This window comes from Paenibacillus sp. KS-LC4 (assembly GCF_036894955.1).
In the GTDB taxonomy this organism is placed as follows: Bacteria; Bacillota; Bacilli; order Paenibacillales; family Paenibacillaceae; genus Pristimantibacillus.
This window is the reverse complement of sequence record NZ_CP145905.1, coordinates 5,047,433-5,054,609: the sequence shown is the minus strand read 5'-3', so window position 1 is coordinate 5,054,609 and position 7,177 is coordinate 5,047,433. Positions and strand designations below refer to the sequence as shown.

General features: G+C 51.8%; 3 protein-coding genes. All 3 read left to right on the top strand.

Going from position 1 to position 7,177, the window contains the following annotated elements; all coding sequences use genetic code 11:
• Positions 1-31 precede the first annotated feature (31 nt).
• From V5J77_RS21465 to V5J77_RS21455, 3 genes are read left to right on the top strand one after another with little or no spacing between them, the layout of a single operon-like run.
• Positions 32-3,313 (top strand): amino acid adenylation domain-containing protein, encoded by a 3,282-nt coding sequence (locus V5J77_RS21465; protein WP_338552861.1) that lies wholly within the window; start codon positions 32-34, stop codon positions 3,311-3,313.
• Between the two features lie 40 nt (positions 3,314-3,353).
• Positions 3,354-5,138: an ABC transporter ATP-binding protein gene (locus V5J77_RS21460; RefSeq protein ID WP_338552859.1), complete on the top strand. Its 1,785-nt coding sequence runs from the start codon at positions 3,354-3,356 to the stop codon at positions 5,136-5,138.
• Entirely contained in the window at positions 5,135-6,907 is a 1,773-nt protein-coding gene (locus V5J77_RS21455) for an ABC transporter ATP-binding protein (RefSeq protein WP_338552858.1), read from the top strand. Before V5J77_RS21460 ends, V5J77_RS21455 begins: the two co-directional genes overlap by 4 nt.
• Positions 6,908-7,177 lie beyond the last annotated feature (270 nt).

Here is a 7,177-nt window from a genome sequence, read left to right as displayed (position 1 = left end):
TTGTCTGACATCAGTATGGGGAGGGATAATAATGAAGTCGGTGTTTGAGAGGGAAGAGGCCTATTGGAACGACATATTTGACGCCGAAGATAGTATGAGCTTTTTGCCGTACAGCAGCCCCGTCAATAACGGAGCGAGCGTGAATGCTGCATCCAACATAGGTGTAATCTGCCGCACGCTGCCGCCGGAGCTATCGGCGAAAATTCTTTCGCTGGCGAATGGATCGGACATGGCCGTCTATTTGATCGTACTTGCTGGGGTCAATGGGTTGCTCTACACCTATACTCACCAAGAACATACAATTGTGGGCATGCCCGCTTACAGCGAGCCCGATGATGGAAATCTGCTGAGCCAAGAAGTTCTTTTGATTAAAACCAGGGTGAATGGTGAGAGCACGATAAGAACGCTGCTGGGCCAAATCAAATCGTCTGTCAGCGGAGCGATAGAGCATCAGAATATTCCGTTTCGAAAAATGGTTCGGCCTATGAATGTAGAGTACAATTCGCTTGGCGAGCCCATTGTCCCAACAGTGGTCTCGTTTGCAAACATACATATGGATGCCGGGAAGAACAAAGCTTGGACCGACAGCTTGTTTCAATTCGAATTGAAGAAGGGCTCTATCGTATTGAATCTAAGCTTCGACTCCACTCGATACGACCAAGATTTTATGGTCAAGGTGACCGATCATTACATTCGGCTTCTTTCTGGCATTTTGTTCGAGCCGGATCTTGCCGTTGATAGAGCGGACATCCTGTCTGAAGCCGAGAAGCATGAGATTGTTACTGTATTCAACGATACGGAAGCGGATTACCCGAGAGAGAAGACGATTCACATGTTGTTCGAGGAGCAGGCGGAGCGTCATGCGGATGCGGTCGCGGTCGAGTACGAGGACGAGCGTCTGACGTACCGCGAGCTGAATGAGCGGGCGAACCGTCTGGCGCGTACTCTGCGCAGCCAAGGCGTAGGGGCGGATCAGCTGGTGGGCATTATGGCTGAACGTTCTCCTTCCATGGTGATCGGGATTCTCGCCATTCTGAAGGCGGGCGGGGCGTATGTGCCGATTGATCCGGAATATCCAGAGGAGCGTATTCGCTACATGCTGGACGATTCAGGAGTCGGCGTGCTGCTGCTGCAAGCGCATTTGCGTGACAAAGTGACGTTTGCGGGCGTCTGCCTGCTGCTGGATGACGAGCAGACCTACGCAGCGGACGGCACGAGCCTCGCCTCGGTTAACGAGCCGAACGATTTGGCTTACGTGATCTATACCTCGGGAACGACAGGCAAGCCGAAAGGCACCTTGATCGAGCATAAAAACGTCGTGCGGCTGCTGTTCAACAGCAAAAACCAGTTCGACTTCGGCGCATCCGATACATGGACCTTGTTCCACTCGTTCTGCTTCGACTTCTCAGTGTGGGAAATGTACGGAGCGCTGCTGTACGGAGGCAAGCTGGTCATTGTGCCGCCGATGACGGCGAAGCAGCCGGGACAGTTTTTGCAGCTGCTGAAGGAGCGAGGCGTGACGATTCTGAACCAGACGCCGACGTATTTCTACCAGCTGCTTCGCGAAGCGCTGGCGGAGAGCGGGCAAACGCTGAGCCTTCGAAAGGTCATCTTCGGAGGAGAGGCGCTGGCGCCGCAGCAGCTGAAGGCGTGGAGGAAGAGGTACCCGAATACGCAGCTGATCAATATGTATGGGATCACCGAAACGACGGTACACGTGACCTACAAGGAAATTACCGAGGTGGAAATCGCCGAGGGAAGAAGCAATATCGGAAGACCGATCCCGACGCTGAAGGTGTACGTGCTGGATGGGAAGCGCCGATGCGTGCCAGCGGGAGTGGCAGGAGAGATGTATGTAGCCGGAGAAGGTCTGGCGCGCGGTTACTTGAACCGCCCCGAGCTGACAGCGGAGAAATTCGTGGACGATCCGTTTGCGCCAGGCGAGCGGATGTACCGGTCAGGGGATTTGGCGAGATGGCTGCCGGACGGCAACATCGAATACATGGGACGGATCGACCATCAAGTGAAAATACGCGGGTACCGAATCGAGCTTGGGGAAGTGGAAGCGCAGCTGTTGAAGGTGGAGTCCGTGCGGGAAGCGATGGTCATGGCGCGGGAGGATGAAAGCGGCGAGAAGCAGCTGTGCGCGTACGTAGTAGCGGACAAGCTGCTGACGGTGAGCGAGCTAAGAGGAAGGCTGCTGCAGGAGATGCCGGGGTACATGATTCCGTCGTACTTCGTACAGCTGGAGAAAATGCCGCTGACGGCGAACGGGAAGACGGACCGCAAGGCGCTGCCTGCGCCGGAGGGAAGCGTGAATACCGGTACGGAATACATCGCGCCTCGTACAGCGCTGGAGGAGCAGCTCGTGCGCATTTGGCAAGAGGTGCTTGGAACGGAAAGGATCGGAGTGAAGGACAATTTCTTCGATCTTGGCGGGCATTCCTTAAGCCTTATGCAAATGATTCAAAAAGTTTATGCCGCAATGGGAGTCGAAATTTCACTCCACAGCATGTTCCAGAATCCGTCCGTCGAAGCGATGGCTTATGAGATATGGCAATCCGGGCTGGAGGGACATAGCGGCAATCGCTTTATGAAGCTCAACGAGAACGGAGCGATCAACGTCTTTTGCTTTCCTCCGGGGGGCGGATATGGCATAAGCTATATGGAGCTTGCGAAGAAGCTGGATGACCGCTGCGTGCTTTACGCCATAGATTTTATAGACGACACGGATGGCTTCAAGGACATACCAGACCGTTATGTAGAAGAGATACTCCGCGTGCAGGATGGCTCGCCGTATGTGCTGCTGGGGTATTCGCTAGGCGGCAATTTAATGTATGAGGTGGCCCAAGCGATAGAGAGGAGAGGCGGCCGCGTCTCCGACCTAATCATGTTGGATTCTGCGTATAAACAATTCGAAACGCCGATGGACGAGGTGGAAAGTGACATCAAGGAAATTCTGGAGCCTGCCGAGGGCGAGGAGAAAGAATTGCTCGACAACCCATTCATTCGCGAACGCGTGGAGCGCAAAGTGCGGGCGTATTTGACATATGGAGCGAGGCTGATTCACTCGGGCACGGTTCAGGCGAATATTCATGGGCTAATCGCGGAGGGCTCCAGAGAGCGCGGAGCGCTTGAACATAGGCCGTCATGGCAGGAAGCGACCTTGCAAAATTATGAGGAATATGAGCTCGCCGGGGTTCACGAGCAGGTGTTTGCTCCTGAATACGTGGAAGAGAACGCAAACGTGATTGGCGGCATCGTCCAACACATTATTGAGCGGAAGCTGGAATCTCATAAGGTGCCGTTTTGAAGTCGATAAACCCTGCGCATACCTTGAAAGGGGACAACATGTGGTGCAAGAGCGAAAAGACGGATTGACCCTGTGGAAATCATTTCTTTGGATATGGACATATATGAAAACTCACATAGGCTGGATGATCGTTGGAATTATTTCGGCCATGGCGGCAGCGCTGATCGAGATATGGATAGGCAGCTTCATTCAAGATTTAACGACTCGTGCGGAGAATGGGGCAGGGCGGCTTGTCTTATCCATCGTTTTCACCGTTTTTGCCGTCATCCTAATCGGCGTTCCTGCGAAGTATTTTATGGCGTTCGGCGTGGAGCGAAGCAGCGCCCTGACCATAAGAGATATTCGTAATCATCTGATGAACCATATTGGGAAGCTGCCTGTTCATTATATCGAAAAGCAGCACTCTGGAGATGTGTTGTCGCGGTCCAGCAATGACCTGCAGGTCATCCATCAATTCATGAGTCGAGATTTGGCGCAATGGTTTTACCATCCGATATTGTTTATCGGCTGCTTCATCTATTTGATTTGGATTCAATGGCAGCTCGTATTGTTCAGTATTCTGCTTCTTCCTATATCCTTGCTTGTATCGCATTGGGTTGGCAAACAAATGCAGCGGCTGACGGAAGAGGTGCAAGAGCATACGGGGCAAATGAACGCTATTACGCAGGATACGCTGGGCGGAATGCCAATTGTGAAAAGTTACCTGCTCTCAGGAATGCTGCTTCGTTCGTATCAGTCTTTGCTTCAATTGACGCTGCTCAAGAAACTGGCCTTGCGAAAACGTGAGGCATGGGTTGATCCGCTCTTGTTCTCGTTGATGCTAAGTCCGATTATCTTTGCCGTCATCTACGGCAGCTACTTGATATCCATAGGAAAGTTTGGCGCCGGACAATTAATCGCCTTCTTGTATCTGCTTAATTTATGCCTGGAGCCGCTGGAACATATCCCGACTCTGATTACGAACACCTTTCAAATGACTGGGGCTTTGAAGAGGGTGGCCGAAATGCTGAAGCAGCCTGCCGAAAATCTGGAGGGGCATGCGATTGCAAAAACCGATGATCCCCCTGTCGTATTCGATAATGTTACGTTCGCTTACGATAATAACGCCCCTGTGCTGCGAAATCTCAGCTTTACGGTAGCGGCGGGGAAAACCGTTGCGCTGGTTGGAGAGAGCGGCGGGGGAAAGAGCACGGTGTTTAAGCTGCTATGCGGATTTTATCCCTTGCCTGCTGACCAAGGAACGATTCGAATTTTCGACCAGCCGATTCAAGAAAGCAACCCAAATGAGCTTCGTTCTTGTTTTTCCGTTGTTACTCAGGATGCATATTTGTTCAGCGGTACGATTGCCGACAATATTGCTTACGGACGGGAGCATGCGACGATGGACGAGGTTATCGAGGCGGCGAAGCTGGCTAATGCGCATTCGTTCATCATGGAGCTTCCCGGCGGGTACCAAGCTGAGGTAGGAGAGCGGGGAGGACTTCTGTCCGGCGGACAGCGTCAGCGGATTACCATTGCGCGCGCGTTCCTTAAGGACGCGCCTATCCTGCTCTTGGACGAGCCTACATCCGCGCTGGATACGGCATCTGAATTGTACGTTCAGGAAGCGCTGAACGTACTCATGAAGGACCGAACAACCATTGTAATTGCGCACCGACTGTCAACCATTGAGAAGGCGGATGAAATCTTGGTTATGGAGCAGGGCGGGATTGCAGAGGCTGGCAATCATGGCGAGCTGCTAGCGTTGAACGGCTTGTACGCCCGTTCGTATCATCAGGAGTTTACCACCGCTCTTGTGAAGAGTAGAGAGGTGGTCTACTTATGAAAGTGGCTGACATAGTCTTCCATGCAAAGGAACTTGGCCATATCCTAAGCTTTATGAGCAAAAGAAGCAAATTTCGTTATTTCACGGGTCTTAGTATAAGCACGAGCATTCAAAGCTTGTTTTTGGTATCCTTCAGTCTGGTCGTCCAGGGTCTGGTGGATTTTGCGGTGACGCAGGATATTTCGCTAATGTATCGCGCCCTTTTTATCTTGGCCGGCTCCCTGTTTCTTGTGAACTTCGTCGCTCCGTTTTTTTCCTATATGTTTCGCAGCAGCGTGGAATTGACGATGGCGGATATAAGGGAGCGTCTGTTTGTCAAGCTTTGCAAGCTTCGGTCGAGGTATTTGGAGCAAACACACAACGGGGATATCCTCTCTAGGATGAACAACGACGTAACTACATTGGAAGTGACCTACACAGGCGTGTATTTCGTGCTGCTGCTGCAGCTCGTATTCGGTGTGGGCTCGCTTGTGGCGATGTTTGTCGTTCATTGGCCGTTTGCGTGCGCGTCGCTTGCCATATTGCTGATTTCCTTTGCAATCGGTGCGCGGTTTGTACAGCAGATCCGCTTACTCTCCGAGCAATCGCTGCTGCTTCTGGCCAAAATGACGGGTAAATTCTCCGACTTTATCGGAGGGATACAGCTTGTTAAATTATTTCATATCCAGCCGATCTATGAGCAGTATGCGGGCTTGAATGAACAAGTAACGAAAGTAGCTACACAAACCGCAAAAAAGAATGGCATGCTGGCCGCCGTGAATTATTTTGTCAGTTATGTAACCTTATGCGGAATCATTGCCACAGGCAGTGTGCTCTACACCTATGACTTAATTGGAATGGGAACTGTAGCGGCGCTGGCCGTGCTTCAAATCAACTTGACTCACGCCATTATGAATTTTGGCACGACGCTATCCATGGCGCAGAACTCATTGGCGGGTGCGCAGCGTCTGGAGCAATTATTGGACGAGCAAGAGGAGCCCGAGCAAATCGGATATCGGTCAGAGGAGAAGCCCGCGTTTAAGACCTTGTCTGCATCTTCGCCTGCTATGGTGGAGCTCCAGAGCGTAGATTTTTCCTATCTGCCAGGCAAAAAAGCGCTGAGCGATGTATCCTTACGAGTAGCTCCGGGACAAATCGCTGCGATCGTAGGCAGCAGCGGCAGCGGCAAAAGCACGCTAATCAAGCTGCTGTTGGGCTTCTACCCCATTGACGGCGGGGAGCTTCTGATTGAGGGCAAGCCGCTAGGACATTATACCTTGAACGAGCTTCGCGCACGCATCGCCTATGTGCCGCAGGATGCCTTCCTGTTCAGCGGTACAATCGAAGAGAACATTCGTTACGGCAATCCGCAAGCCACGGATGAGGAGATTATAGAGGCGGCTAAAGCGGCACATGCGCATCATTTTATTGAGGAGCTGCCCGAGCAGTATCGGGCGCAGGTGGGGGAGCGCGGGAAGTCTTTGTCAGGCGGTCAGAGACAGCGGATTGCCATTGCCCGCGCATTGCTTAAGAACGCCCCGATTTTGCTGCTGGATGAGGCAACGTCCGCCTTGGATTCCGAATCGGAATATTGGGTGCAGCAGGCACTCAACCAATTGATGGAAGGCCGCACGACTATTCTGATCGCTCATCAGCTCAGCACCGTGGAGAAGGCGGATCTGATCATGGTCATGAATGAGGGAACCGTTGTGGAGCAAGGCACGTATCAGGAATTGCTTGAGCGAGAGGGCTACTTCAGAAAATTATACGGCAGCTCGGAAGTGAAGTAGGAGGGAGTGACGAGGGTTGTTAGGCCAAAACCTCAATCTGAAAAATAACGGCTGACAGCAAGCCTAAACGATAGGCTGAACGTGAGCTACAAGATAAGACATGGATGATAGACTGGCCCAGACGGGGCAGGACTATCAATCTATGTCTTTTTTCTTATGTATAGGTATGCGCAGTATAGTCGAAAGCTGGCGAAATTCGCGTGAATATGTGGAATAGGGAACATAATTTTGTTGAAAAACAGGAAAATTGTTCTTATTATTAAACGTATA

Bases quoted from the DNA above. Each gene is read 5' to 3' on its own strand.
- V5J77_RS21455 (WP_338552858.1), top strand. From the start codon at position 5,135: ATGAAAGTGGCTGACATAGTCTTCCATGCAAAGGAACTTGGCCATATC.
- V5J77_RS21465 (WP_338552861.1), top strand. From the start codon at position 32: ATGAAGTCGGTGTTTGAGAGGGAAGAGGCCTATTGGAACGACATATTT.